This is a genomic window from Stutzerimonas sp. KH-1, assembly GCF_054483855.1.
Genome location: NZ_CM137011.1, coordinates 2340191 through 2363131, shown reverse-complemented (window position 1 = coordinate 2363131; position 22941 = coordinate 2340191). Strand labels below are relative to the sequence as shown.

At 61.9% G+C, this 22941-nt stretch carries 23 protein-coding genes; 11 read left to right on the top strand and 12 right to left on the bottom strand.

Annotated features, from left to right (window positions below; translation table 11 throughout):
* Positions 1–10: 10 nt before the first annotated feature.
* The 6 genes from ACX1DW_RS11385 to rsxA form a co-directional block, all read right to left on the bottom strand.
* A complete protein-coding gene (locus ACX1DW_RS11385) occupies positions 11–724 on the bottom strand; it encodes an electron transport complex subunit E (protein ID WP_200600017.1) in 714 nt (237 codons plus the stop codon).
* Positions 721–1494 carry an electron transport complex subunit RsxG gene (gene rsxG / locus ACX1DW_RS11380; RefSeq protein ID WP_458993376.1) on the bottom strand — a complete coding sequence of 258 codons (774 nt, stop codon included), beginning with the start codon at positions 1492–1494 and terminating at the stop codon, positions 721–723. The genes ACX1DW_RS11385 and rsxG overlap by 4 nt, the downstream gene beginning before the upstream one ends.
* A 1-nt stretch (position 1495) precedes the next feature.
* On the bottom strand, positions 1496–2524 hold the full coding sequence (locus ACX1DW_RS11375) for an RnfABCDGE type electron transport complex subunit D (RefSeq protein WP_063544733.1): 1029 nt from the start codon (positions 2522–2524) through the stop codon (positions 1496–1498).
* Positions 2525–2631: 107 nt separating this feature from the next.
* On the bottom strand, positions 2632–5505 hold the full coding sequence (rsxC, locus tag ACX1DW_RS11370; protein WP_458993375.1) for an electron transport complex subunit RsxC: 2874 nt from the start codon (positions 5503–5505) through the stop codon (positions 2632–2634).
* Positions 5502–6077 (bottom strand): electron transport complex subunit RsxB, encoded by a 576-nt coding sequence (rsxB, locus tag ACX1DW_RS11365; protein WP_011912393.1) that lies wholly within the window; start codon positions 6075–6077, stop codon positions 5502–5504. The genes rsxC and rsxB overlap by 4 nt, the downstream gene beginning before the upstream one ends.
* Complete coding sequence (rsxA, locus tag ACX1DW_RS11360) at positions 6074–6658, bottom strand: electron transport complex subunit RsxA (protein ID WP_156244461.1); 585 nt, start codon at positions 6656–6658, stop codon at positions 6074–6076. The genes rsxB and rsxA overlap by 4 nt, the downstream gene beginning before the upstream one ends.
* Before the next feature lie 231 nt (positions 6659–6889).
* On the opposite strand from rsxA, the gene ACX1DW_RS11355 reads away from it, so the two are divergent.
* On the top strand, positions 6890–7324 hold the full coding sequence (locus tag ACX1DW_RS11355) for a hypothetical protein (RefSeq protein ID WP_133456073.1): 435 nt from the start codon (positions 6890–6892) through the stop codon (positions 7322–7324).
* A gap of 109 nt (positions 7325–7433) precedes the next feature.
* On the opposite strand, the gene ACX1DW_RS11350 is transcribed toward ACX1DW_RS11355, so the two are convergent.
* Together ACX1DW_RS11350 and ACX1DW_RS11345 are read right to left on the bottom strand one after the other, a co-directional pair.
* Positions 7434–8252, bottom strand: coding sequence for an enoyl-CoA hydratase (locus ACX1DW_RS11350; protein WP_102840686.1), 819 nt, complete (start codon positions 8250–8252; stop codon positions 7434–7436).
* A 151-nt stretch (positions 8253–8403) separates the two neighbouring features.
* Positions 8404–9648: an ABC transporter substrate-binding protein gene (locus ACX1DW_RS11345; protein WP_063544743.1), complete on the bottom strand. Its 1245-nt coding sequence runs from the start codon at positions 9646–9648 to the stop codon at positions 8404–8406.
* Between the two features lie 251 nt (positions 9649–9899).
* On the opposite strand from ACX1DW_RS11345, the gene ung reads away from it, so the two are divergent.
* Positions 9900–10595: a uracil-DNA glycosylase gene (gene ung / locus ACX1DW_RS11340; RefSeq protein ID WP_458993374.1), complete on the top strand. Its 696-nt coding sequence runs from the start codon at positions 9900–9902 to the stop codon at positions 10593–10595.
* 33 nt (positions 10596–10628) lie between these two features.
* Here the strand turns inward: ung and ACX1DW_RS11335 are convergent, their stop codons facing one another.
* From ACX1DW_RS11335 to ygfZ, 3 genes are all read right to left on the bottom strand, one after another.
* Positions 10629–11147: a DUF4142 domain-containing protein gene (locus ACX1DW_RS11335; RefSeq protein ID WP_458993373.1), complete on the bottom strand. Its 519-nt coding sequence runs from the start codon at positions 11145–11147 to the stop codon at positions 10629–10631.
* 139 nt (positions 11148–11286) lie between these two features.
* Positions 11287–12123, bottom strand: coding sequence for an HDOD domain-containing protein (locus tag ACX1DW_RS11330; RefSeq protein ID WP_200594552.1), 837 nt, complete (start codon positions 12121–12123; stop codon positions 11287–11289).
* Between the two features lie 110 nt (positions 12124–12233).
* Complete coding sequence (gene ygfZ / locus ACX1DW_RS11325) at positions 12234–13178, bottom strand: CAF17-like 4Fe-4S cluster assembly/insertion protein YgfZ (protein ID WP_458993372.1); 945 nt, start codon at positions 13176–13178, stop codon at positions 12234–12236.
* Positions 13179–13323: 145 nt separating this feature from the next.
* Between ygfZ and ACX1DW_RS11320 the strand changes: the two genes are divergently transcribed.
* Complete coding sequence (locus ACX1DW_RS11320; RefSeq protein ID WP_003293594.1) at positions 13324–13578, top strand: FAD assembly factor SdhE; 255 nt, start codon at positions 13324–13326, stop codon at positions 13576–13578.
* Positions 13562–14017, top strand: a complete 456-nt coding sequence (locus ACX1DW_RS11315) for a protein YgfX (RefSeq protein WP_458993371.1) — start codon at positions 13562–13564, stop codon at positions 14015–14017. The genes ACX1DW_RS11320 and ACX1DW_RS11315 overlap by 17 nt, the downstream gene beginning before the upstream one ends.
* Here the strand turns inward: ACX1DW_RS11315 and nadB are convergent.
* A complete protein-coding gene (gene nadB / locus ACX1DW_RS11310; RefSeq protein WP_125868369.1) occupies positions 13986–15602 on the bottom strand; it encodes an L-aspartate oxidase in 1617 nt (538 codons plus the stop codon). The genes ACX1DW_RS11315 and nadB overlap by 32 nt on opposite strands.
* A gap of 348 nt (positions 15603–15950) precedes the next feature.
* Between nadB and rpoE the strand changes: the two genes are divergently transcribed.
* The 7 genes from rpoE to lepB all read left to right on the top strand — a co-directional run bounded on the left by rpoE (position 15951) and on the right by lepB (position 22858).
* The gene (gene rpoE / locus ACX1DW_RS11305; RefSeq protein ID WP_003282114.1) at positions 15951–16532 is read left to right on the top strand and encodes an RNA polymerase sigma factor RpoE; all 582 of its coding nucleotides are present in this window, start codon (positions 15951–15953) and stop codon (positions 16530–16532) included.
* A gap of 31 nt (positions 16533–16563) precedes the next feature.
* A complete protein-coding gene (locus tag ACX1DW_RS11300; RefSeq protein ID WP_125868370.1) occupies positions 16564–17154 on the top strand; it encodes a sigma-E factor negative regulatory protein in 591 nt (196 codons plus the stop codon).
* Between the two features lie 8 nt (positions 17155–17162).
* A complete protein-coding gene (locus tag ACX1DW_RS11295; protein WP_133456068.1) occupies positions 17163–18107 on the top strand; it encodes a MucB/RseB C-terminal domain-containing protein in 945 nt (314 codons plus the stop codon).
* A complete protein-coding gene (locus tag ACX1DW_RS11290) occupies positions 18104–18556 on the top strand; it encodes a SoxR reducing system RseC family protein (RefSeq protein ID WP_253747674.1) in 453 nt (150 codons plus the stop codon). Before ACX1DW_RS11295 ends, ACX1DW_RS11290 begins: the two co-directional genes overlap by 4 nt.
* A gap of 35 nt (positions 18557–18591) precedes the next feature.
* Positions 18592–20013, top strand: a complete 1422-nt coding sequence (locus ACX1DW_RS11285) for a DegQ family serine endoprotease (protein WP_200600013.1) — start codon at positions 18592–18594, stop codon at positions 20011–20013.
* A 189-nt stretch (positions 20014–20202) separates the two neighbouring features.
* On the top strand, positions 20203–22002 hold the full coding sequence (lepA, locus tag ACX1DW_RS11280) for a translation elongation factor 4 (RefSeq protein WP_063541162.1): 1800 nt from the start codon (positions 20203–20205) through the stop codon (positions 22000–22002).
* A gap of 1 nt (position 22003) precedes the next feature.
* Positions 22004–22858 (top strand): signal peptidase I, encoded by an 855-nt coding sequence (gene lepB / locus ACX1DW_RS11275; protein ID WP_063541163.1) that lies wholly within the window; start codon positions 22004–22006, stop codon positions 22856–22858.
* The last annotated feature ends 83 nt before the right edge of the window (positions 22859–22941 follow it).

Genomic DNA, 22941 nt, shown 5'->3' with positions numbered 1-22941 from the left:
CGCGGTGCACTCACTCGATCACACCGGTCACCCGCACTCGACGGCTGGCCGCAGGCGCGACTGGCTGCGCGGCGTGGGCGCGTTCGGCGAGGTGCTGGTCGATGCGGTTCTTCAGGGCGATCAGCAGGCCGAGCACGATGAAGGCGCCAGGCGGCAGGATGGCCAGCAGAAAGCCCTTGTAGTCGCTGAACAGGGTGATCTGCCAGTCGCTGGCGACCGGCCCGAACAGCAGGTGCATGTTGGCGAACAGCGCGCCGGTGCCGAACAGCTCGCGTAGACCGCCCAGCACCACCAGCACCAGACAGAAGCCGATGCCCATCACCAGGCCGTCGAAGCCGGCGATCAGCGGATTGTGCTTCGCAGCGAAGCCGTCGGCGCGGCCGAGGATCACGCAGTTGGTGGTGATCAGCGGGATGAAGATGCCGAGGATCTGGTACAGCTCGTAGGTGAAGGCCTGCATCAGCAGCTCGATGCAGGTGGTCAGCGCGGCGATGATCATCACGAACGCCGGCAGGCGCACGGCGGTGTTGACCACGCCGCGCACCAGCGATACGCCGATGTTCGAGCACGTCAGCACCAGCATGGTCGCCAGGCCGAGGCCGAGTGCGTTGACCGCCGAGTTGCTGACGCCGAGCAGCGGGCAGAGACCGAGCAGTTGCACCAGCGCCGGATTGTTCTTCCACAGGCCGTTGACGGTCAGTTCGCGGTAGCTGGGTGTGCTCATGGCTGATCCCCTTGCGGCTTGGCGGCCGGCTCGGTGGTGCGCAAATCGTCGCGCGTGGCGGCGCTGCCGGCCCGGGAATGCACGGTGGCTTCGTCTGGTTCGCTGCGGCCTTCCAGGGCGTTCCCGGCCGCGTCGGCCGTCGCGCCTTCGGCTGCCAGCAGTTCGGCCTTGTGTGCATCGAAGTACTGCAAGGCACGATGCACTGCGCCGACCACCGCGCGTGGTGTGATGGTGGCGCCCGCGAACTGGTCGAACTCACCGCGATCCTTCTTCACCGCCCAGCCATCGGCCGCCGGGTTCGTTAGCGACTTGCCGTCGAAACTTCGAATCCAGGGGCTCTTTGCGAGCTCGATCTTGTCGCCCAGCCCGGGTGTTTCCCGGTGGCCGATGACTCGCACGCCAGCCACCCGGCCGTCGGCATGGATGCCCACCAGCAGATGAATGGCGCCGCTGTAGCCGTCCGGAGCGATGGCCTGGAGGATCACTGCGGAGGGGCGCCCATCCTTGATGGCGATATAGGCGGGCAATGGGCTTCGGTTGCCAAGCAGGCGATCCTGAACCAGCACGCTGTCATCGAGCAGATGGTTGTCGTAGCTGCCGGCCGGGAGGATCTCGCCCAGCGCACGTACCTGGGCGGCGCGTTCAGCGGCCTGGATGCGCTCGGCAGTGCCCTGCTGCAGCAGGGTCACCGCGCCCACGGTGACGATGGCGAACAAGCCCAGCACCGTGGCGTTCTTCAGCATCGAACGGCTGATTTCCGGAACTATCATGTCATTCGCCCAGCTTGAAGCCGCGCTCGGCCTTGCGGTGGCCGTAGGTGCGCGGGCGGGTGTAGTAATCGATGGTGGGAGCGGCGAGATTCATCAGCAGCACGCCAAAGGCGACGCCGTCCGGATAGCCGCCCCAGGCGCGGATGACGTATACCAGCACACCGACACCAGCACCGAAAATGAGGCGTCCGCGTGGGCTGGTGGCGCTGCTGACCGGATCGGTGACGATGAAGAAGGCGCCGAGCATGGTGGCGCCGCTGAGTAGGTGAAACAGCGGCGAACCGTTGCTATCCGAACCCGAGCCGTTCCAGAACAGCAGGCTCATCAGCATCAGCGCGCCGAGCATGCCGACCGGCGCGTGCCAGCTAAACAGCCGCTTGTGTAGCAGGAACAGGCCACCAGCAAGAAACGCGAGGTTCACCACTTCCGAGCCGATGCCGCCGAAGTGGCCGAAGGCCGGATTGCGCCAGAGCTCGTCGATGGTCAGGCTCTTGTTCACCTTGAGCACATCCAGGGCGGTGGCCTGGGTCCAGCCGTCGGGAAGCGAGGCGATACCGAGAATATGCTGCAGACCGGCGCTCAGCCCGACACTGTGCGGCACCGGCCAGGTGGTCATCTCCACCGGGAAGGAGATAAGCACCACCACGTAGCCGATCATCGCCGGGTTGAAGGGGTTCTGGCCCAGGCCGCCATACAGCTGCTTGCCGAACACCACAGCGCAGCCGGTGGCGATCAGCGTCAGCCACCAGGGCGAATAGGGCGGCAGCGCCAAGGCCAGCAACACCGCGGTGACCAGCACGCTGCCGTCGCGCAGAAAGAAGCCCACCGGCCGCTGCCGCAGGCGGAGAATCGCCGCTTCGAAGGCGAGCGCGGCGAGCGATGCCCAGGCGAGGTTGATCAGCGTGCCGGCGCCGTAGAGCCAGGTCAGCACGACCACGCCGGGCAGGGTGGCCGCGAGCACCAGCAGCATGACCCGCTGGGTACGGTTGGCGCCCTTGGCGTGGGGCGAGGTGATGCGGGGCAGGGCCATTGGCTCTCCGGTGAAGGCGTTGTCTTGGGGCGTGGCCTGGGCCACTTCCTCGAATCTCTCTGAATTGTCGAGCGACTACACCAGCACACCGGTGCAGCGGTCATTTCTCACGATTGCTGATAGTCCGCCAGCTGCCGTTCGGCTTCGCTGAGTCGCAGGCGAGCGGCCTCCAGTGTCATGGGCTCGGTCTGCTCGTCTCGCTCCAGCTTGCGCAGATCGGCGCGGGCGAAGGCAACCTCGGTCTTCAGTTCGCGCTGGCGCTCATCGACACCGGGCTTGCTGGTGCGCACCAGTTCCGGGGCGGGCTTGTGCGAGGCTTCTTCGGCCGCATGCAGGGCTTGTTCGGCCGCCTGCAGCGCGTCGCGCAGGCGGCTGAGTTCCGCCTCTTGCGCGCCGGCCTTCTCGGCCTTCTTCAATTCGGCGCGCTTCATCGCCAATTCGATCTTGGCCTTTTTCAGCGCCTCGTCATCCGCTGGCTTGGCGGCGGGAGCGGGCGCGGCGCTCTGGGCGGCTGCCAAGGTTTGTTCGGCTTCGTGCAGCTGCTGACGCAGACGCGCGAGCTCGGCCTGCTGGTCGTCGTCCGGTGCTTCGAGCTTCTCCAGCTTGCGGATCTGCGCCTTGAGCATGGCGGCTTCGATCTTGGCTTTTTTCAGCGCCTCGTCGTTCGCCGGCTTGGCGGCGGGAGCTGGAGCGGCGCTCTGGGCGGCTGCCAAGGCTTGTTCGGCTTCGTGCAGTTGCTGACGCAGACGCGCGAGCTCGGCCTGCTGGTCGTCGTCCGGCGCTTCGAGCTTTTCCAGCTTGCGGATCTGCGCCTTGAGCATGGCGGCTTCGATCTTGGCCTTCTTCAGCGCCTCGTCGTCCGCTGGTTTGGCGACTGGGGCGGGCGCGGCGCTCTGCGCGGTTGCCAAGGCCTGTTCAGCTTCGTGCAGCTGCTGACGCAGACGAGCGAGCTCGGCCTGCTGGTCGTCGTCCGGTGCTTCGAGCTTTTCCAGCTTGCGGATCTGCGCCTTGAGCATGGCGGCTTCGATCTTGGCCTTTTTCAGCGCCTCGTCGTCCGCTGGTTTGGCGACGGGAGCGGGGGCAGTGTTCTGGGCGGCGGCCAAGGTTTGTTCGGCTTCGCGTAGCTGCTGACGAAGACGCGCGAGCTCGGCCTGCTGGTCGTCGTCCGGCGCTTCGAGCTTTTCCAGCTTGCGGATCTGCGCCTTGAGCATGGCGGCTTCGATCTTGGCCTTTTTCAGCACCTCGTCATCCGCTGGCTTGGCGGTAGGCGCGGCGCTGGCGCTCTCCTGCATGGCGGAATCGAGTGCCTGCTGCGCCGCTTCGGCGGCTTTGCGCAGATCGGCAACCTGGGCTTGCAGTTCGGGCGTGTCATGTGCGGCGAGCTGCTTTTCGGCCTTCTTCAGGGCGACCTGGGCCATGCTGGCTTCGATCTTCAATTTCTTCTGGCTTTCCGAGAGCCCCGACTTGGGCGCTGAGCTCGGGGTTGCAGCGGCGGTATCGGAGGCCGTCTGCGCGCTTTCGCCCTGCGCCGCCTTGGCGCGTGCGGCGCGCTCGGCGCGGGCCTTGCGCTCGGCTTCCTTCTGTTCTTCGGCACGGCGCAGACGCTCCTGGCGCAATTCGAAGCGCTGCTTGGAGTGCTCGGCTTTCTGCTGCTTCTGCTCCAGCTCACGGATCTCGCCCTTGGCGGCGCGGTAGTACTGCACCAGCGGGATGCTCGACGGGCAGACGTAGGCGCAGGCTCCGCACTCGATGCAGTCGAACAGGTTATGGGCCTTGAGCTGCTCGTGCTCCTGGCCGAGGGCAAAGAAATGCAGCTGCTGCGGCAGCAGGCTGACCGGGCAGGCCTCGGCGCACTCGCCGCAGCGGATGCAGGGCAGCGCTGGCGGCGGCGGAGGCAGTTCTTCGAGCGTGCTGGCGAGCAGGCAGTTGGTGGTCTTGATCACCGGCACGTCGAGGGACGGCAGGGTAAAGCCCATCATCGGGCCGCCCATGATCAGGCGGTTGAGCCGGCTCTGCTCGAGTCCGGCGAACGCGAGCAGTTCTTCGACTGGCGTGCCGATCAGCACCTCGACGTTCATCGGGCGCGCCAGTGCTTCGCCGGTGAGGGTGGTGATTCGCGAGATCAGCGGTTTGCCGAGCAGCACGGCGTCATGGATAGCAACGCAGGTGCCGACGTTCTGGCAGAGCATGCCGATATCCGCGGGCAGGCCACCGCTGGGCACCTCTTCGCCAGTCAGAATCTGGATCAGCTGCTTCTCGCCGCCGGAGGGGTACTTGGTCGGAAAGACCTTGAGCACGAAGGGCCGTTCACCGATGGCCGCGCGGACCGCGGCGATGGCCTCGGGCTTGTTGTCCTCGATGCCGATCAGTACCTCCTGCGGTTGGATCAGGTGCGCGAGGATTTCGATGCCCGCCACCAGTTCGGCGGCTTTCTCGCGCATCAGCAGGTCGTCGGCGGTGATGTACGGCTCACACTCGGTGCCGTTGATGATCAGTGTGCGGATGCTTTGCGTCGGCGGTGGGGTCAGTTTGACCGCAGTGGGAAAGCCGGCGCCGCCGAGGCCGCTGATTCCGGCCTGACGGATCAGTTCGAGCAACACCGGACGCTCCAGCGCACGGTAATCGGGGTGGGGCTCGAGTTCGAGCCAGCAGTCCTCGCCATCGCTGTCGATGACAATCGCGTCGACGAGCATGCCGGAGACATGCGGGTAGGGCTGTGGGCCGATGAAGCTGACCACGCCGGATGTCGGCGCGTGCAGCGCGGCGCTGACGAAACCGCTGGCGAGCGCGATCTGCTGGCCCTTGAGCACGCGTTCGTCGAGCGTCACGCAGGGTTCGGCCGGTGCGCCCAGGTGCTGCGCCAAGGGCAGGACCAGGCGCTTGGGCAGTGGCGCAGGCTGGATCGGGATGCGGTTGGACAACTCCTTGTGCTCCGGCGGGTGGATGCCGCCGTGGATGTCCCAGATCTTCAACGAGGTCATGCGGCTTGCTCCCGGTCGGTCGCGATAAGCTGGCCGGGCGCCAGCGGCCGGTTCCACTTCCAGCTCTGCAGGTTGCTGCCGACCTCGATCATGTCGATGCAATCTACCGGGCAGGGCTCGACGCAGAGATCGCAGCCGGTGCACTCGGAAATGATGACGGTGTGCATCTGCCGTGCGGCACCGACGATGGCGTCCACCGGGCAGGCCTGGATGCACTTGGTGCAACCAATGCACTCGGCTTCGCGGATGTAGGCGACCATCTGCGGCTTCTCGCCGCCTTCGGCATCCAGCGGTTCCGGCTCGACATCGAGCAGGTCGGCCAGCGCCTGGATGGTCGCTTCGCCCCCCGGCGGGCACTTGTTGATCTTGTCGCCGCCGGCAATGGCCTCGGCGTAGGGCTTGCAGCCCGGGTAGCCACACTGGCCGCACTGGGTTTGCGGCAGCAGGGCATTGATCTGCTCGGCGATGGGGTCGCCCTCGACGCGAAAGCGCACGGCGGCGAAACCGAGGATGGCACCGCCAAGCAGGCACAGGGCGAGCAGTGCAAGTACTGCGATGAGAACGGCGCTCATAGCTTGATCAGCCCGGTGAAGCCCATGAAGGCCAGCGACATGAGGCCGGCGGTGATCATGCCGATCGCCGCGCCCTGGAACGATTTGGGCACGTCGGCGATGGCGATGCGCTCACGCATGGCTGCGAATAGCACCAGCACCAGGGAAAAGCCCAGGCCAGCGGCGAAGCCATTGACGGTAGCGGTGAGGAAGGTGAACTCGGCCTTGTTGGCATTGAGCAGGGCCACGCCGAGGACGATGCAGTTGGTAGTGATCAGCGGCAGGAAGATACCGAGTACACGATAGAGCAGCGGACTGGTCTTGTTCACGACCATCTCGGTGAACTGTACCGTCACGGCGATTACCAGAATGAAGCTGATGGTCCGCAGGAACTCCAGGTCCAGCGGCTTGAGCACGTATTGCTGGACGAGGTAGCTGCACATGGCCGCCAGGGTCAACACGAAGGTGGTCGCCAGCGACAGGCCGATGGCCGTCTCGATCTTCTTCGACACGCCCATGAACGGGCACAGACCGAGGAACTGCACCAGCACGAAATTGTTGACCAGGATGGCGCTAACCATGATCAGGGCGAGTTCGGTCATCTAGGGTCTGTTCCCGTTCCGTCGCGCTCTGCGAGAGCCGTGGGGCTAAAGGGCCGCTATTATCGGGAAGCGGCCGCGGCCATACAAGCTGCGGCAGCCCGTCGCGCTGATCTGACGACATCTGGAGCAGGCCCAGACGCTACATGGCTGCCGGTTGTCCGCCGTTTCAGCAGCTGGCCGCTGGTTGTGGTCTGATGAGCTGGGGTCCATGACACCATCGGAGGTGTTCCCATGAGCATTCGATCATTGTTGGTCCTGCTGTGCCTCGGCCTGGGGGCGAGCCTGCAGGCGCAGGCGGATCGGCGAGACGGCGTCTGGGTGTTCCAGGCTGAAAGCCCACGCTATTACAACCATGGTTATAGTGCCGGCTACGGCCAGGGCTACAACCGTGGCTATCGGCATGACAGCCGTCCCCGTCAGTACGATCCGCGCAGCCCTTATTCGCACTATCCGCAGTATCCTCGTAACCTGCCGCCGCGCTATCAGAGCCAGCTCCCACCGCAGTACTACGATCGTCACCGCGGTTTCGAGCGCCGCGAGCACTGGCGCCCGGATCATCGTCAGCAACGCCCGCACATCATTCGCGACGGCCGCGATCATCGGCTGCGGCCTCATTACAACCGGGACGGCCGCTACCAGCAGCAGTACCGACCCTACCGGCGTTGATACCGCATTATTCAGACAGGGCCGGTGTCGTTCAGTCGGAACGCGCTTCGCTGCGCCGAAGGTCTTCCGCGGCACCTGAACGACCTGCACAAGTCCCGCTATGGATGCGTCAGCGGTTGCGCCAGCGCGGATCGCGCTTTTCGAGAAAGGCGTTGACGCCCTCGAGCGTGTCTTCGGCTTCGAACAATCCGACGAACGCCTCGCGCTCTGCCGCCGCGAACGTGGCGGGAACCCGTAGTCGTGCTCCGTCGATCAGGGGTTTGATGGCGCGTACCGCCACTGGGCTCTGGCGTGCCACACGGGAGGCAAGGAGCAGGGCATGACCGCGCGACTGGCCAGGTTCGACCACCTGCTCGACCAGGCCGATGCGTAGTGCTGTCTCCGCGGTGATGCGCTCGCCGCAGAGGATCATGCGTTTTGCCCAGCCTTCGCCGACGAGCCAGGCAAGGGCTTGAGTGCCACCAGCGCAGGGCAACAGTCCGACCGAGGCTTCCGGTAGGCCCAGCTGCGCTTGCTGCTCAGCGATGCGCAGGTCACAAGCCAGCGCGCACTCAAGCCCACCACCGAGGGCGAAACCGTTGATTGCGGCGATCGAGACACCGCGGAAATCGCGCAGCGTTTCGAAGGCTTCGCCGAAGCGCCGGGCCATCTCCCGCGCTCGATTTCGGTCGCCGTCGGCGAAGAGCTTGAGGTCGGCGCCGGCGCTGAAGAACTTCTCGCCCTGGCCGCAGATCACCAGAGCATAGATATCATCGTCGTGGTTGAGATGCTCCACCACTTGCTTGAGGCCGATCAGCGACTCTCGGTCCCAGGTATTGGCCGGTGGGTGATTGATGGTGATGAGGGCGGTGTGACCGTGTTTTTCCACGGTCAGCTTGTGAGTCAGGTCGAAGACGCCGGCTTGATAGGGCTCTAGTGCGGTAGTCATATCGAGATCCTCGTGACGGGTCAGGGCTGCCGGCCGGCGCCTGAATCTGCCTCCCGGCCTGTATCCCAAACGCGCCGAGGTTGCAGTGGACACCGGTCCCAGAATAGTCCCGTTGGCAGCGCCTGCTCGCGTCAGGCGCTGCCGTTGCAGATCACTGTAGCCTAGTCGGCTGCCCGCCGGCACGGCGCTCTTCCTGCCACTCGGTCAGCGAAGGGGCGGCCTGCTCGCCGGACAGACGATGGACGATCTCGAAATAGTCCTGCTTGAAGCGGTCCTTGAGAACTTCCTCGCGCGGCTTCACGCGCACTGCGTAGACCGACTGCACGTTCTGATGGTCGAACGCGCGCCATTGCTGGCGATCCTTGAGCAGGGTGTAGCTGTGGTCTTCCATCGCCGCGATGACCTGCTCGCTGCCGATGCTCCTGGCCCGTTTGGCTGCATCCGCCCACTGATGAACGATGCTGTAGGCCGAGGCAGCGGAGCTCGACGGGTGGGTCTGGTAGCGCTCGCCGAAATCCCGGACGAAGGCCTTGCCGCGCTCGGAGCCCTCCAGGTCTGGAACTCGCCAGGTCCAGGGCTCCGTGCCAAGAACGCCGTGCATGATGTCGGGGCCGGCCAGTTCGACCATCGACAGCGTCAGGTTGGGAACAGCGATCTGCATCCTCTTGTTCAGGCCCAGGTCATCGGCGATGCGCATGGCACGCACCATGTCCTCGCCGAACAGCACCAGTACCAGGACGTCGGCGTTACTGCTGGCGGCTTTCTCCAGTGCTGCCCGGTAGTCGGACAGGCGAGCGCCCGGAAATGCCGTTTTGATCCCTGGATGCCTGTTCTGGTCGACCGTGCCCGTAGCCTGGCGTAACGAGCTCTCGCTGGTATGGCCCCAGGTGTAGTCGGAAGTGATATAGAAGTAGTTCTTGCCCGGCAGGTTCTCGTTCAGATACTGCCCCAGCACGCGCGCACTCATCCAGGCGTTGTTGCACTCGCGGAACATGTAGCGATGGCCGTCTTTGCCGGTCGTGTCGTTGGAATACGTCAGCGTGCCGAAGTAGAGCAACCCTCTTTCCTTGGCGCGCTTGCTCGCTGCGATCGCCACGGCGCTGGAGACGCCGCCGAACAGCATCGCGACGCCTTCGTCGGCCATCTTGTCGACGTTGGCGACCGCCTTCTCGGGGCGTGAGGCTGTATTGCGGCTGATGAGTTGCAGCGGGCGGCCGAGCACGCCTCCTGCTTCATTGATTTCGTCGATGGCCAACAGAGCGCCCCGCATCTGCGCCAGACCTTCTTCCTTGTAGCTGCCAGTGCGGGGGTAATTGAGGCCGAGTGTGATGGGATCGGCAGCCTGAGCCGTAAGACAAAACCCCAGCCCTAGCGCCAGAAGAGTAATCCGGTTCATTGCATGTTCCTTGTTGTCGCTTTTGTTATTGGTTTGTCGGCAGTTGGCTTTTTTACCCTGCGGCTGGGGTAGGCGTCACTCTTTATGTGCGCATCGGAACCCTTGTCCGCATCAGTCCGTGAGCCAGGTGCGATTATGACTAAAGGAGGGGGGATGATATTGCGGTGACGCAATGGTCGAGGCGTTTCGGCGTTGACAAGGGCGACCGGCGTTCCTTAGGGTTCCGCCGCTTGGCTATCCGGAAACCGCTCATGACCCAGGATGATCGCATCAAGCTCGAGGCTGGCTGGAAAGAAGCCCTGCGCGAGGAGTTCGACAAACCCTACATGCAGCAACTGGCCGCGTTTCTGCGTCGCGAAAAGGCCGCCGGCAAGGTGATCTTCCCGCCGGGGCCGCTGATCTTCAATGCGCTCAACTCGACGCCCCTCGAGCAGGTTAAAGTGGTCATCCTCGGGCAGGACCCTTATCACGGGCCAGGGCAGGCGCATGGCTTGTGTTTCTCGGTGCAGCCTGGCGTGGCGCCGCCGCCGTCGTTGCAGAACATCTTCAAGGAGCTCAAGCGCGACCTCAACCTACCGGTTCCTTCTCACGGCTATCTGCAGCGCTGGGCGGAGCAGGGGGTGCTGATGCTAAACACCTCGCTGACGGTGGAGCAGGGCTTGGCAGGATCCCATGCCAAGGCTGGCTGGCAGCAATTCACCGACCGAGTGATCGAGGTGGTTGGCGAGTGTCGCCCGCATCTGGTGTTCATGCTCTGGGGCGCGCACGCACAGTCGAAGGCGCGACTGATCGATCCGACGCGGCATTTGATGCTCAAGTCGGCGCATCCGTCGCCACTGTCGGCGCATCGTGGTTTTCTGGGTAACGGCCACTTCAGTCGTGCCAATCAGTTTCTGAGACAGCAAGGTCTTCAGCCGATCGACTGGCAACTGCCTGACCGGGTGTGACCCGATGCCGGCCTGCGGCATCGGGTCCGGGCCTCAGTTCTGCTGGCCGTGCTTGGCCTGCAGTTCCTTCGCTTGCTGGAGATGTTCTTCCAGCTTGGGCAGGGTCTGTTGGGCGAACTGCTTGAGGTCCGGGTTGTCGCCGCCCTCGACATAATCCCGGTACAGCTCGATGGTTTGTTCATGCGCGACGACCTGATTGTTGGCATAAGCCTCGTCGAAGTTCTCGCCGTCACGCAGCTGGAGAATCATCGCCTTCGCCTTGTCCATCAGTGTGGCCTCGTCGGACATCTCGAGGTTCTTCTGTTGGGCCAGTTGCGCAAGTTTTTGATTGGCCTGGGTGTGGTCGTCGATCATCTTCTGGGCGAACTGCTTCACATCCTCGGACGTGCCTTTGTCCAGCGCCATCTTTGCCGTTTCGATTTCGGCGATGCCCTTGGCCGAGGCCTCGTCGACGAAGTTATCTCCTTCGGCAGCCAGCGCGATATTCGCGGCGAAGCCGAACAGCAGGGCAAGGGCGCCCGAGAAGAAGGTCTTGGTTGTTGTTCTGCTCATTGCGTTCTCCTTTCTACCTGATTCGTGTCGGCGCAGTGGGGTGCGAGGCACGATGCGGCGAGATTGCCGTCCCTTTTTGTGACTAGGCGCCACAGGGACGGTTCCTCGTGTTCGGCGAACGGTGAGCGAGTGGGCCGGGTTAATGAAGCATCGTCATTGCTGCGTCCATCGCAGCTGACAGGTCTTCGTCTTCCTGGAGGAGCGTATCTGGGTCGAGCCCCAGCTTGCTGAAGGCGGGAATGTTGTTCCAGTCAAGCTGGGTATAAGGGTGCTGGCTGCCGAGGTGGCTCTGCAGGGTGGCGACCTGGACGATGTCGACGTAATCGACGCTATCGGAGTTGCGTTGGAAATCGGTGTACTGGCCGGCCACCGACGCGATCGAGTCGGGGAAGTCCCAGGTGCGCAGGATCTTTTCGCCAACCAGGGGGTGAATCCGGTCGATGACGTGGTTGAGGCTGAACGAATCGGCAAGCAGTGCGCCGTGCTCTTCGGCATAGGTCAGTATCGGCAGGATACCAATCTGATGAACCAGCCCCGCAAGAGTCGCCTGGTCTGGCATCAGGCGCGTGTAATGACGGCACAGCACATGGCTGATGGCGGCCACTTCGGTGCTCTTGTTCCAGACCTCACGCATCTTGCGGTCGACGATATCGGTGGTGGCCTGGAACATCTGCTCCATGGCCAGGCCAGTCGCCAGGTTGCAGGTGTAGTTGATGCCGAGGCGGCTGACCGCCATCTGCAGGTCGTCGATTTCCCGGCTGGTGCGCAACAGCGGGCTGTTGACGACCTTGATGATGCGCGCGGTGAGCGCTGCATCGTTGCCGATGACCTTGCTCAGTGCCGGTATGCTGATGTCCGGGTCTTCCGCGGCTTCGCGTACGCGCAACGCGACCTCGGGGAGCGTGGGCAGAACCAGCTCATCATTCTCGATCGCATCTGTCAGTTCACGCTGGACTTTCTCTGCAAGGGTGCTCATGTCATTCCTTTAGGTGTCGGTCGGTGTCGCTCGGGCGCTTGTCCAGATACTGCCGCAATACAATCCCTATGGTGCGCCTCTTGGCTCGTGCGTGCCGGCTCCGGTTCGCACTAACGCTGAATTTCCCGATCAGGATCGAGGTTGTAAGGAAGCTCTAGCAGTTCCAAAGGCAATCCGTCCGGCGAGCCGAGGTACAGCCGCCCATCCGCGACAGCATCCTCCTGCACTACGGCAAGCAATTCGATTCTGTCTGCGCTGGTGGCGGCCAGCACCACTTCGCCAACGCTCGAGCCGTGAACGGGGGAGAACAGCTCGATGCCTGGCGCTGGCAGTTCGTCTGGCTCGCCGCGGGTCGCAAGGCGGTAAAGGCGGCGCTTCAGCTTGCCGAGGTACTGCATGCGCGCCACGATTTCCTGGCCGGTATAGCAGCCTTTCTTGAAGCTCACGCCACCAAGCGCCTGCAGGTTGATCATCTGCGGGATGAACAGGTCGCGGGTGCTGGCGAAGACCTGGCCGATGCCGGCGCGAATCTGGTCGAGCAGCCAGCGATCAAGTGCTGCCTCTTTCAGTTGCGCACTCAGGCGGGACCGGACCTGTTCTGCCTCATCAGAAGCCCAGAGTTCTGCACGGCCGTCATGCAGTCGGATAGCGATCAGGCCGGTGCCTCGTACAACGCTGTCGGGACTTTGTGGCAAGTCCAGGCCCAGGCTGACCAGCGCACCATCGCCTCCAAACAGCCCGTAACGGCACCATCGGGATGACTCATCGCTAAGTCGCGACTTGGAGAAGACGGCGTATTTGCTCAGGTCCGCCTGTTGCGACTGCAGCAGCTCGCTGGCCATGGCAAGAAGAAAGCCATCGTCGTCCGATACGATGCGGAAGCTCGATTGCATCCGGCCTTTGGGAGTGCAGCGTGCGCCCAGGCTGGATGTTTCAGCATTCAGATAGTTGAGATTGCAGGTCAGTTGACCCTGGAGAAATTTGCTGGCATCCGGGCCGCGCACGGCAAGGACGCCTTCATGCGACAGAACGCAGAAATAAGCAGTGTCGGTCATGATCGGTCGCCGTCTGAATCCGGGCGGACATCATAGCAGGCCGCTGAAAACGGTTGCGCAGTGGCCGTTGCTGGCGGGTGAAAAAAGCGGCTGATGAGTGCGAGACAGCCGTTATAATGCCGGCCTTCTCAAAAGGAGCCGTTGTATGGCCGAGCAATCCGAACTCAATCGTCTGTTCTGGCAAAGTCGCCGCGGCATGCTGGAGCTGGATGTGCTGCTGGTGCCTTTCGTCAAGGAAGTCTATCCGGGACTCGATGAAGAGGATCAGCGTCGCTACCGCAAGCTGTTGAGTTGTGAGGACCAGGACATGTTCGGCTGGTTCATGCAGCGAGGCGAACCAGAAGACGAGGACCTGCGTCGCATGGTCCGCATGATTCTCGATCGTGTCCAGCCCAAGTAGCCAGCACTTCGAATGTCACTGGCGGCCGTCGCGGCTGCTGTTCGCCTTCTACCTGCTTGTTCAGTCGTTCGCACTGATGGCCATCGCCCTGTCCGGCCTGCCTGGCTGGGCGTCGCTGGGTTGCTGGCTGTTGTGCGGCGTACATGCTTGGTACGTGCTGCCAAAGGCCATTTTGCTGTCGGCGGAAGGGGCCTGGCGTGGCGTGCGCCACGACGAACACGGTTGGCAGTTATGGAGTGCTGGGCAGGGATGGCAGCCAATACAACTGCTGCCGGACAGCCTGGCGCTGCCGCTGATCATAGTGCTGCGTTTTCGTGTGCCGGGACGCCGTTTTGCCGGCAGTGTCTGCGTGCCCTGCGACGCGCTGCGGCAGGATCAGCATCGTCGCCTGAGGGTGCGTCTTAAATTCAGTCGGCGTAGGTGGGCGGTACCAGGATAGTGTCTGCGGCGTGGGCGAGCAGCTCGGGGTAGTCGAGGGTGTAGTGCAGCCCACGACTTTCCTTGCGCTCCATTGCCGAGCGGATCATCAAATCCGCTACCAGCGCCAGGTTCCGCAGTTCTAACAGGTCGCGGCTGACCTTGTAGTTGCTGTAGAACTCGTCGATCTCGCTGAGCAGCAGGCGCACCCGATGCTGGGCTCGCATCAGGCGCTTGGTGGTGCGAACGATGCCGACGTAGTCCCACATGAAGCGTCTCAACTCGTCCCAGTTGTGGGCGATGATCACGTCCTCGTCGGAGTCGGTGACCTGGCTGGCGTCCCAAGCAGGCAATGTCGTCGTGTTTGCGCAATTGGGCAGCTCGCGCAGGATGTCCTTCGCTGCAGCGCGACCATAGACGAAGCATTCCAGCAGTGAGTTGCTGGCCATGCGATTGGCGCCGTGCAGCCCCGTGAAGCTGGTTTCGCCTATTGCGTAGAGCCCTGGAATGTCGGTGCGACCGGCCTGGTCAACGACCACGCCGCCGCATGTGTAGTGGGCCGCTGGCACGACGGGGATGGGCTGGCTGGTGATGTCGATGCCGTACTCCAGGCATCGTTCGTAAACGGTGGGAAAGTGGCTCTTGATAAACTCCGCAGGCTTGTGGCTGATGTCTAGGTAGACACAATCGATACCAAGGCGCTTCATCTCGTGGTCGATCGCGCGTGCGACGATGTCACGTGGAGCCAGCTCTTCCCGGGCATCGAAGCGCGGCATGAAACGCTCGCCGTTCGGTAGTTTCAGTAGCGCACCTTCACCGCGCAGGGCCTCGGTGATCAAAAAGCTCTTGGCTTGCGGGTGATACAGGCAGGTCGGGTGGAATTGGTTGAACTCCAGGTTGCCGACGCGGCAGCCTGCGCGCCACGCCATGGCGATGCCGTCACCGCAGGCGCTGTCCGGATTGCTTGTGTATAGGTAAACCTTCGCAGCGCCCCCGGTCGCCAATACGACGAAGCGCGCCTGAAAGGTTTCCACTTCGCCGGTGTTGCGATTGAGCACGTAAGCGCCCAGGCAGCGCCTGCCTGGGCGGCCGAGCTTGTGCTCGGTGATCAGGTCGACAGCGACGCGCTGTTGCAGTAGCTCGATGTTGCGTTTCTGCCTGGCTTGTCCAAGCAGCGTATTGAAGATTGCTGCTCCGGTTGCATCGGCTGCGTGAATGATGCGCCGATGGCTATGCCCGCCTTCGCGGGTGAGGTGAAATTCGAAGCCGCCGTCCTCTCGATTCGGCGTGTCGTCGCGGGTAAAGGGCACGCCTTGCTGGATCAGCCACTGGATTGCCTCGTTACTATGCTCCACGGTGAAGCGAACGGCGTCCTCGTGGCAAAGGCCTCCACCAGCGATCAGCGTGTCAGCGACATGTGATTCCACGGTGTCGGTTGTATCCAGAACTGCCGCGACGCCGCCTTGGGCCCAAAAGGTCGAGCCATTGGCCAGATCACCTTTGCTGAGCACCGCAACGCGAAGGCTCTCGGGGAGATTCAGTGCCAGAGTCAGGCCGGCAGCGCCACTGCCAATGACTAACACGTCGTATAGTTGAGCCTGGTTCATGTCCAGTTCCGTGGAGAAAACGTGGCCTAGTATATAGACGTGAGGTCGCGCCAAAATAGACTGCAGTGTCGTTCGCTTCTAACGGTGGGAACTTTTAGTACACCAAGCTACTCAATAGGCAGTTGTGGATGTAAGCCGGCTGGCCATGCGACGTGGGCGGCTCAGGCTTGCTATGGACACCAGGACGGCGTCGTCAGCTGATCTGACGCTTCGCTGTGGTGCAATCGCCGTCAGGTATTGCAGGATAGCTTGCTAGGAGGGGGGAGAACTTTTGCGTAAAGCCCGGGTCTATTCTGGCAGGTCGGTTCGCTGGAGTGAGCGATGCTACTCCGATAGGGAGGAGCGTTCATGCTGACTCAGGAGCAGGACCAGCAACTGGTTGAACGAGTGCAGCGTGGAGACAAGCGGGCGTTTGATCTGCTGGTGATGAAGTACCAGCACAAGATCCTTGGGTTGATCGTGCGGTTCGTTCATGACTCCCACGAAGCTCAAGACGTCGCGCAAGAGGCGTTTATCAAGGCCTATCGTGCACTTGCCAATTTTCGCGGTGACAGTGCCTTTTATACATGGCTGTACCGCATCGCCATCAATACGGCGAAGAATCATCTGGTGGCGCGTGGAAGGCGTCCGCCGGACAGTGATGTGAGCTCTGAGGATGCCGAGTTCTATGAAGGTGATCACGCCCTCAAGGACATCGAGTCACCGGAACGCTCGCTGCTCAGGGATGAGATTGAAGATACCGTTCATCGAACCATTCAACTTTTGCCCGAAGATTTGCGTACGGCTCTAACACTACGCGAATTTGATGGTCTTAGTTATGAAGACATTGCGAGCGTCATGCAGTGTCCGGTGGGCACAGTGCGTTCTCGGATTTTCCGGGCACGTGAAGCCATAGATAAAGCGTTGCAACCCTTGTTGCATGAATCCTGAGACAGCGGCGACAGCCAAGAGAGGAACCGCCATGAGTCGTGAAGCCCTGCATGAATCGCTGTCCGCGGTGATGGATAACGAAGCGGACGAGTTGGAATTACGTCGCGTACTCGCAGGCGACAACCCAGAGCTGCGGGCCACATGGTCACGTTATCAGCTCGCCCGTGCCGCAATGCACAAGGAACTGATCGAGCCGCGTTTGGATATTGCAGCAGCGGTGTCGGCTGCGCTGGCCGACGAGGCTGCGCCGGTTCAGACGCAGCAGCGCGGTGGTTGGAAGAGTTTGGGGCGCATTGCTGTAGCAGCGTCTGTTACGGTAGCTGTTCTGGCCGGGGTGCGGTTGTACAATCAGAGCGAAGTGGCCGGTCCGCAGCTTGCGCAACAGGCTCCGCAGCCAAGTATTTCGGTCCCGCAAGCCAATCAGGGGCCGACGGTACTGGCGGGCTACAGTGAGCAAGCGCAGATGCCTGTCCAGACTGCGGCGGAGAACGCCCCGATCGAGCGCTGGCATGAGGAGCGTCTGCCTTCTTATGTTCGTCAGCATGCGCAGCAGGCTGCCTTTGGTAATGGATCGGAGAGCGCGCTGCCGTACGCTCGTGCGGCCAGCATGGAAGAACGTTAGGGAGAAACATGCGCGTATTACCGCTGTATGTGGTGATGGGGGGCTGGCTTTCTATGCCGGCCCTTGCCGCTGATGCTGAGACCTGGATGGGTCGTTTGGCTTCAGCAGAGCAAAATCAGAGCTATACAGGTACTTTCGTCTACGAACGGAATGGCAGTTTTTCCAGTCATTCCGTCTGGCAACAAGTGGACGGAGATCAGGTGCGCGAGCGTTTGTTACAGCTCGACGGTGAGCCTGCCGAGGTTGTCCTGAAGGATGGCCAGGTACAGTGCGCATCAGATGACCTGGCTGCGCAGGTGCGCGAAGGGCAAGCATGGACCGGCCAGCGCCTGGATCCAAAAGCGCTTTCCGAATGGTATGAGTTCCGCGAGCTGGGCGATTCCCGGGTTGCCGGGCGTACTTCCGTAGCACTGGCAGTGGTTCCCAGGGATCAGCATCGCTATGGCTTCGAACTGCATCTTGATCGGGACACTGCGCTACCGCTCAAGTCTCTGATGCTCAACGAAAAAGGCCAGCTGCTGGAACGTTTTCAGTTCACACAGTTCGCCGCCGGTCCGGTCAGTGCGGAGCAGCTTGCGCCGAGTCAGGCCTGTAAACCTGTAACGATAGAAAAGCGCACGGCAAGCGCTACATCAAAGTGGCGCACCGACTGGCTGCCCCCAGGTTTCAAGCTGCTCGATGCGCATGAACGTCCTAGCCCCGCTTCATCGGAAACGGTTTCCTGGCTCTCTTACGGCGATGGCCTTGCCAAGTTTTCGGTATTTCTCGAGCCGCTGCGAGGGGCGCTGGTTGAGGATGCCCGCAGCCAGATGGGACCAACGGTTGCGGTATCCAAGCGCATCAGTACCGCCGATGGTGATGTCATGGTGACGGTTGTGGGTGAAGTGCCGCTAGGGACTGCCGAGCGAGTAGCGCTTTCGATGCGGGCTGATGCGGAACAGACGCAAAAATGATTGAAGAGCCGGGGCGGGTAGTCGCGCTCGATAAGGGTGCGGTTTGGGTCGAGACGCGGCGCAAGAGTACCTGTTCCGGTTGTTCCGCAAAAAATGGCTGTGGTCAGGGGTTGATGGATACCCTCGGCCTCCGCGAGAAGCGCGGGTTGGTTCGCGCTTTGACGGACATTCAGCTGCAGGTTGGCGATTCCGTTATCGTTGGCATTCGTGAGGATGTGTTGCTGCGCGGTGCCGCCCTTGTCTATCTTTTTCCTCTGATCATGTTGATGATCGCCGCCGTGGTGGCCGCCCAGTTTTCATCGTACGAGCCGGTCATCATCTTCTCAGGGTGCGGCGGATTCTTCGCTTCCTGGCTGTTGGTGCGTATGCGGACTCGGCGTACGGCGAGCAATCCTGATTGGCAGCCAGTGATCTTGCGCGCCATGCTCGCGGGGCCAGCGAGTCCCTGAGCTTCCTTGTTTTGTCAGTGGGGAGACTTGTAGTCATGTTCAATCGAAACAGCTGCTTTGCCTTCATGGCAGGCCTGGCCTTGCTTGGGCAGGCCGTGGTGGCGCAAGCGCAAACGGCTTTGCCTGATTTCAAGCCGCTGGTTGAAAGTGCATCACCGGCGGTGGTCAACATCAGTACCAAGCAGAAGGTGCCCGTGCGCAGCGCAACAGCTCAGATGCCGGAGCTGGAGGGATTGCCACCGATCTTTCGTGAGTTTTTCGAACATAGCATTCCGCAGATGCCAGGCGCGCCAGGGCGTGGCCAGCAACGCGAAGCGCAATCTCTCGGTTCTGGCTTCATCATCTCTGAAGATGGTTACGTGCTCACCAACAATCATGTAGTCGCCGATGCCGATGAAATCATCGTCAGGCTGCCGGATCGGAGTGAGCTGGAAGCCAAGCTGGTCGGTGCCGATCCGCGGTCCGACGTGGCTGTGTTGAAGGTCGAAGGTAAAGGTCTGCCAACCGTGAAGATCGGTCGCTCCGATGAGCTCAAGGCCGGCGAGTGGGTGTTGGCTATCGGCTCGCCGTTCGGTTTTGACCATACCGTGACCGCAGGTATCGTCAGTGCAACCGGCCGCAGCCTGCCCAATGAAAGCTATGTCCCGTTCATTCAGACCGATGTAGCGATCAATCCAGGCAATTCCGGAGGGCCGTTGTTCAATCTTGACGGCGAAGTGATCGGCATCAACTCTCAGATTTTCACTCGCTCCGGTGGCTTCATGGGGCTGTCGTTCGCGATCCCGATCGACGTGGCGATGGACGTGGCCAATCAGCTGCGCACCGACGGCAAGGTTAGCCGCGGCTGGCTCGGTGTCGTGATTCAGGAGGTAAACAAGGATCTCGCGGAGTCGTTCGGCCTCGAGCGTCCGGCCGGTGCATTGGTGGCTCAGGTGATGGACGGTGGTCCTGCTGCACGAAGTGGGTTGCGCGTAGGAGATGTCATCCTCAGTCTCGATGGTAAGCCGATCGTCATGTCGGCAGATCTGCCGCACTTGGTAGGAGCGCTGAAACCTGGCAGCAAGGCTCGGATGGAAGTGGTGCGCGATGGCGATCGCAAGATGCTCGATGTGAACATCGGTGCGATGCCGGACGAGGGTGAGCCGGTGGCGGCTTCCGGTAGCGGTCAGGAGCGTAGTGATAACCGCCTGGGTGTCAAAGTGACTGAGCTGACCGCCGAGCAGAAAAAGAGTCTCGACCTGCCGGGTGGTGTGGTCATCACGGAGATTCTCAACGGCCCGGCGGCGATGATCGGTCTGCGCCCAGGTGATGTCATCACCCACCTGAACAATCAGGCTATCAATTCGGCGGAGACCTTCGCCCAGGTTGCCGAGCAATTGCCGAAAAATCGTTCGGTATCGATGCGCGTCCTGCGTCAAGGGCGTGCCAGCTTCATCACATTCAAGCTGGCGGACTAGGCGCGGAGCAGCGGTGAATGAAGGGCGGCTTTGGCCGCCCTTTCTTTTGCTCCGGCCGCCTGAATGCCCCGCCGATACGGCGGGTCATCATGTGGATGGCTTGTACGTGGCACTGCCGGGACTGATCAGTTACACTTCGCGGCTATTTTCGGCGGGCAATCGGCCCGCGTCTTTTCCGAGTGTTGAGCTGTGAGTGACCTGAGTCATATCCGCAATTTCTCCATCATCGCCCACATTGATCACGGCAAGTCCACCCTGGCGGACCGGTTCATCCAGATGTGCGGTGGCCTGTCCGAGCGAGAAATGGCCGCTCAGGTGTTGGATTCGATGGATCTCGAGCGTGAGCGTGGTATTACCATCAAGGCCCACAGCGTCACGCTGCATTACAAGGCGAATGATGGAAAGACTTACCAGCTGAATTTCATCGACACGCCTGGCCACGTCGACTTCACCTATGAAGTCAGCCGTTCGCTCGCTGCGTGTGAGGGCGCTTTGTTGGTGGTCGATGCCGGGCAGGGTGTCGAGGCGCAATCGGTCGCCAACTGCTACACCGCCATCGAGCAGGGGCTTGAGGTCATGCCGGTCCTGAACAAGATGGACCTGCCCCAGGCCGAGCCTGAGCGCGTCAAGGAAGAGATCGAACACATCATCGGCATCGATGCCACCGATGCCGTCCCGTGCAGCGCCAAGAGCGGTATGGGTGTCGAAGACGTGCTCGAGCGTCTGGTTCAGGTCATCCCGCCGCCAACCGGTGAGATCGAAGCGCCGTTGCAGGCGCTGATCATCGATTCCTGGTTCGATAATTATCTGGGTGTGGTATCGCTGGTTCGGGTACGCCACGGGCGCATCAAGAAAGGCGACAAGGTACTGGTCAAATCCACCGGCAAAGTCCACCAGGTCGACAGTGTGGGCGTCTTCACGCCCAAGCACACCGCCACAGCAGATCTCAAAGCCGGTGAAGTGGGCTTCATCATCGCCGGCATCAAGGACATCCATGGTGCGCCGGTGGGCGATACCCTGACGCTTTCAAGCACGCCGGACGTTGAGATGCTGCCTGGTTTTCAGCGCATCAAGCCACAGGTGTATGCCGGCCTGTTCCCGGTCAGCTCCGATGATTTCGAGGACTTCCGCGAGGCGCTACAGAAGCTCACGCTCAACGACGCCGCGCTGCAGTACGAGCCGGAGAGCTCCGAGGCACTGGGTTTCGGCTTTCGCATCGGCTTCCTCGGCATGCTGCACATGGAGATCATCCAGGAGCGCCTGGAGCGCGAGTACAACCTGGATCTGATCACCACCGCGCCGACCGTAGTCTACGAGCTGCTACTCAAGAATGGCGACACCATCTATGTCGACAATCCTTCGCGTCTGCCGGATCTGTCCTCCATTGAAGACATGCGCGAGCCGATCGTGCAGGCCAACATCCTGGTCCCGCAGGATCATCTGGGCAACGTAATCACGCTGTGTATCGAGAAGCGCGGCGTACAGCGCGACATGCAGTTCCTCGGCTCGCAGGTGCAGGTGCGTTACGACCTGCCGATGAGCGAAGTGGTGCTGGACTTCTTCGATCGCCTGAAGTCGGTCAGTCGAGGTTACGCCTCGCTGGATTACAGCTTCGTGCGCTTTCAGTCAGCCAATCTGGTCAAGCTCGACGTACTGATCAATGGCGAGAAGGTCGACGCGCTGGCGCTGATCGTGCATCGCGACAATGCCCACTACAAGGGCCGACAACTGACCGAGAAGATGAAGGAACTGATTCCTCGACAGATGTTCGATGTGGCGATCCAGGCGGCCATTGGCGGGCAGATCGTCGCGCGGACCACGGTCAAGGCGCTGCGCAAGAATGTTCTGGCGAAGTGCTACGGCGGTGACGTAAGCCGTAAGCGCAAGCTGCTGGAGAAGCAGAAGGCCGGCAAGAAGCGCATGAAACAGGTAGGCAGCGTGGAGATTCCGCAAGAGGCGTTCCTCGCGGTGTTGAAGGTAGATAGCTGATATGTCGATCAATTTCCCGCTGTTGCTGGTTATCGCCGTGGCCGTCTGCGGCCTGTTGGCGCTGAGCGATCTGTTGTTTTTCGCCCCGCGGCGCCGGGCTGCGATCGCTAACTACGAAGGGCGCACCGGGGAAATCGATCCATCGACGCTCGAGGCGCTGAACAAGGAGCCGCTGCTGATCGAATACGGCAAATCCTTCTTCCCGGTATTGGCCATCGTGCTGGTGCTGCGCTCGTTCCTTGTCGAGCCTTTCCAGATCCCCTCCGGCTCGATGATCCCTACGCTTGAAGTCGGCGATTTCATTCTGGTGAACAAGTTCGCGTATGGCATCCGCCTGCCGGTGGTGGACACCAAAGTAATCGAGGTCAGCGATCCGAAGCGCGGCGACGTCATGGTTTTCCGCTATCCGAGTCAACCGAACATCAACTACATCAAGCGGGTCGTCGGTTTGCCGGGCGACACCGTGCGTTACAGCAGCGATCGTCGGCTGTTCATCAACGACCAGCCGGTGGCGGAGACGCTGATCGGCGAGGAGCCGGGCAGCCTCGGCAGCGCCGTGCTATATCGGGAGAAGCTTGGTGAGGTCGAGCACCTGATTCGCAAGGAGATGGGGCGCTATCGGATCGAACCGAGCCGGCAGTGGACCGTTCCTGCCGGCCACTACTTCATGATGGGCGACAACCGCGACAACTCCAATGACAGCCGCTACTGGCAGGACGAGTCGATTCCGGCCGAGTTGGCCGGCATGGTTCCTGACCGCAACATCGTGGGTAAGGCCTTCGCCGTCTGGATGAGCTGGCCGGATCCCAAGCTCAGCAACCTGCCGAATTTCTCCCGCGTGGGCCTGATTCACTGAAGCTGTGAATTACGGCCCCCGCTGAACGAACCGGGCTCGCTATATTTGTCCGGCCCCGATCGGTGGGTATCGTTTACGACATA

Bases quoted from the DNA above. Each gene is read 5' to 3' on its own strand.
- ACX1DW_RS11385 (WP_200600017.1), bottom strand. From the start codon at position 724: ATGAGCACACCCAGCTACCGCGAACTGACCGTCAACGGCCTGTGGAAG.
- rsxG (WP_458993376.1), bottom strand. From the start codon at position 1,494: ATGATAGTTCCGGAAATCAGCCGTTCGATGCTGAAGAACGCCACGGTG.
- ACX1DW_RS11375 (WP_063544733.1), bottom strand. From the start codon at position 2,524: ATGGCCCTGCCCCGCATCACCTCGCCCCACGCCAAGGGCGCCAACCGT.
- rsxC (WP_458993375.1), bottom strand. From the start codon at position 5,505: ATGACCTCGTTGAAGATCTGGGACATCCACGGCGGCATCCACCCGCCG.
- rsxB (WP_011912393.1), bottom strand. From the start codon at position 6,077: ATGAGCGCCGTTCTCATCGCAGTACTTGCACTGCTCGCCCTGTGCCTG.
- rsxA (WP_156244461.1), bottom strand. From the start codon at position 6,658: ATGACCGAACTCGCCCTGATCATGGTTAGCGCCATCCTGGTCAACAAT.
- ACX1DW_RS11355 (WP_133456073.1), top strand. From the start codon at position 6,890: ATGAGCATTCGATCATTGTTGGTCCTGCTGTGCCTCGGCCTGGGGGCG.
- ACX1DW_RS11350 (WP_102840686.1), bottom strand. From the start codon at position 8,252: ATGACTACCGCACTAGAGCCCTATCAAGCCGGCGTCTTCGACCTGACT.
- ACX1DW_RS11345 (WP_063544743.1), bottom strand. From the start codon at position 9,648: ATGAACCGGATTACTCTTCTGGCGCTAGGGCTGGGGTTTTGTCTTACG.
- ung (WP_458993374.1), top strand. From the start codon at position 9,900: ATGACCCAGGATGATCGCATCAAGCTCGAGGCTGGCTGGAAAGAAGCC.
- ACX1DW_RS11335 (WP_458993373.1), bottom strand. From the start codon at position 11,147: ATGAGCAGAACAACAACCAAGACCTTCTTCTCGGGCGCCCTTGCCCTG.
- ACX1DW_RS11330 (WP_200594552.1), bottom strand. From the start codon at position 12,123: ATGAGCACCCTTGCAGAGAAAGTCCAGCGTGAACTGACAGATGCGATC.
- ygfZ (WP_458993372.1), bottom strand. From the start codon at position 13,178: ATGACCGACACTGCTTATTTCTGCGTTCTGTCGCATGAAGGCGTCCTT.
- ACX1DW_RS11320 (WP_003293594.1), top strand. From the start codon at position 13,324: ATGGCCGAGCAATCCGAACTCAATCGTCTGTTCTGGCAAAGTCGCCGC.
- nadB (WP_125868369.1), bottom strand. From the start codon at position 15,602: ATGAACCAGGCTCAACTATACGACGTGTTAGTCATTGGCAGTGGCGCT.
- rpoE (WP_003282114.1), top strand. From the start codon at position 15,951: ATGCTGACTCAGGAGCAGGACCAGCAACTGGTTGAACGAGTGCAGCGT.
- ACX1DW_RS11300 (WP_125868370.1), top strand. From the start codon at position 16,564: ATGAGTCGTGAAGCCCTGCATGAATCGCTGTCCGCGGTGATGGATAAC.
- ACX1DW_RS11295 (WP_133456068.1), top strand. From the start codon at position 17,163: ATGCGCGTATTACCGCTGTATGTGGTGATGGGGGGCTGGCTTTCTATG.
- ACX1DW_RS11290 (WP_253747674.1), top strand. From the start codon at position 18,104: ATGATTGAAGAGCCGGGGCGGGTAGTCGCGCTCGATAAGGGTGCGGTT.
- ACX1DW_RS11285 (WP_200600013.1), top strand. From the start codon at position 18,592: ATGTTCAATCGAAACAGCTGCTTTGCCTTCATGGCAGGCCTGGCCTTG.
- lepB (WP_063541163.1), top strand. From the start codon at position 22,004: ATGTCGATCAATTTCCCGCTGTTGCTGGTTATCGCCGTGGCCGTCTGC.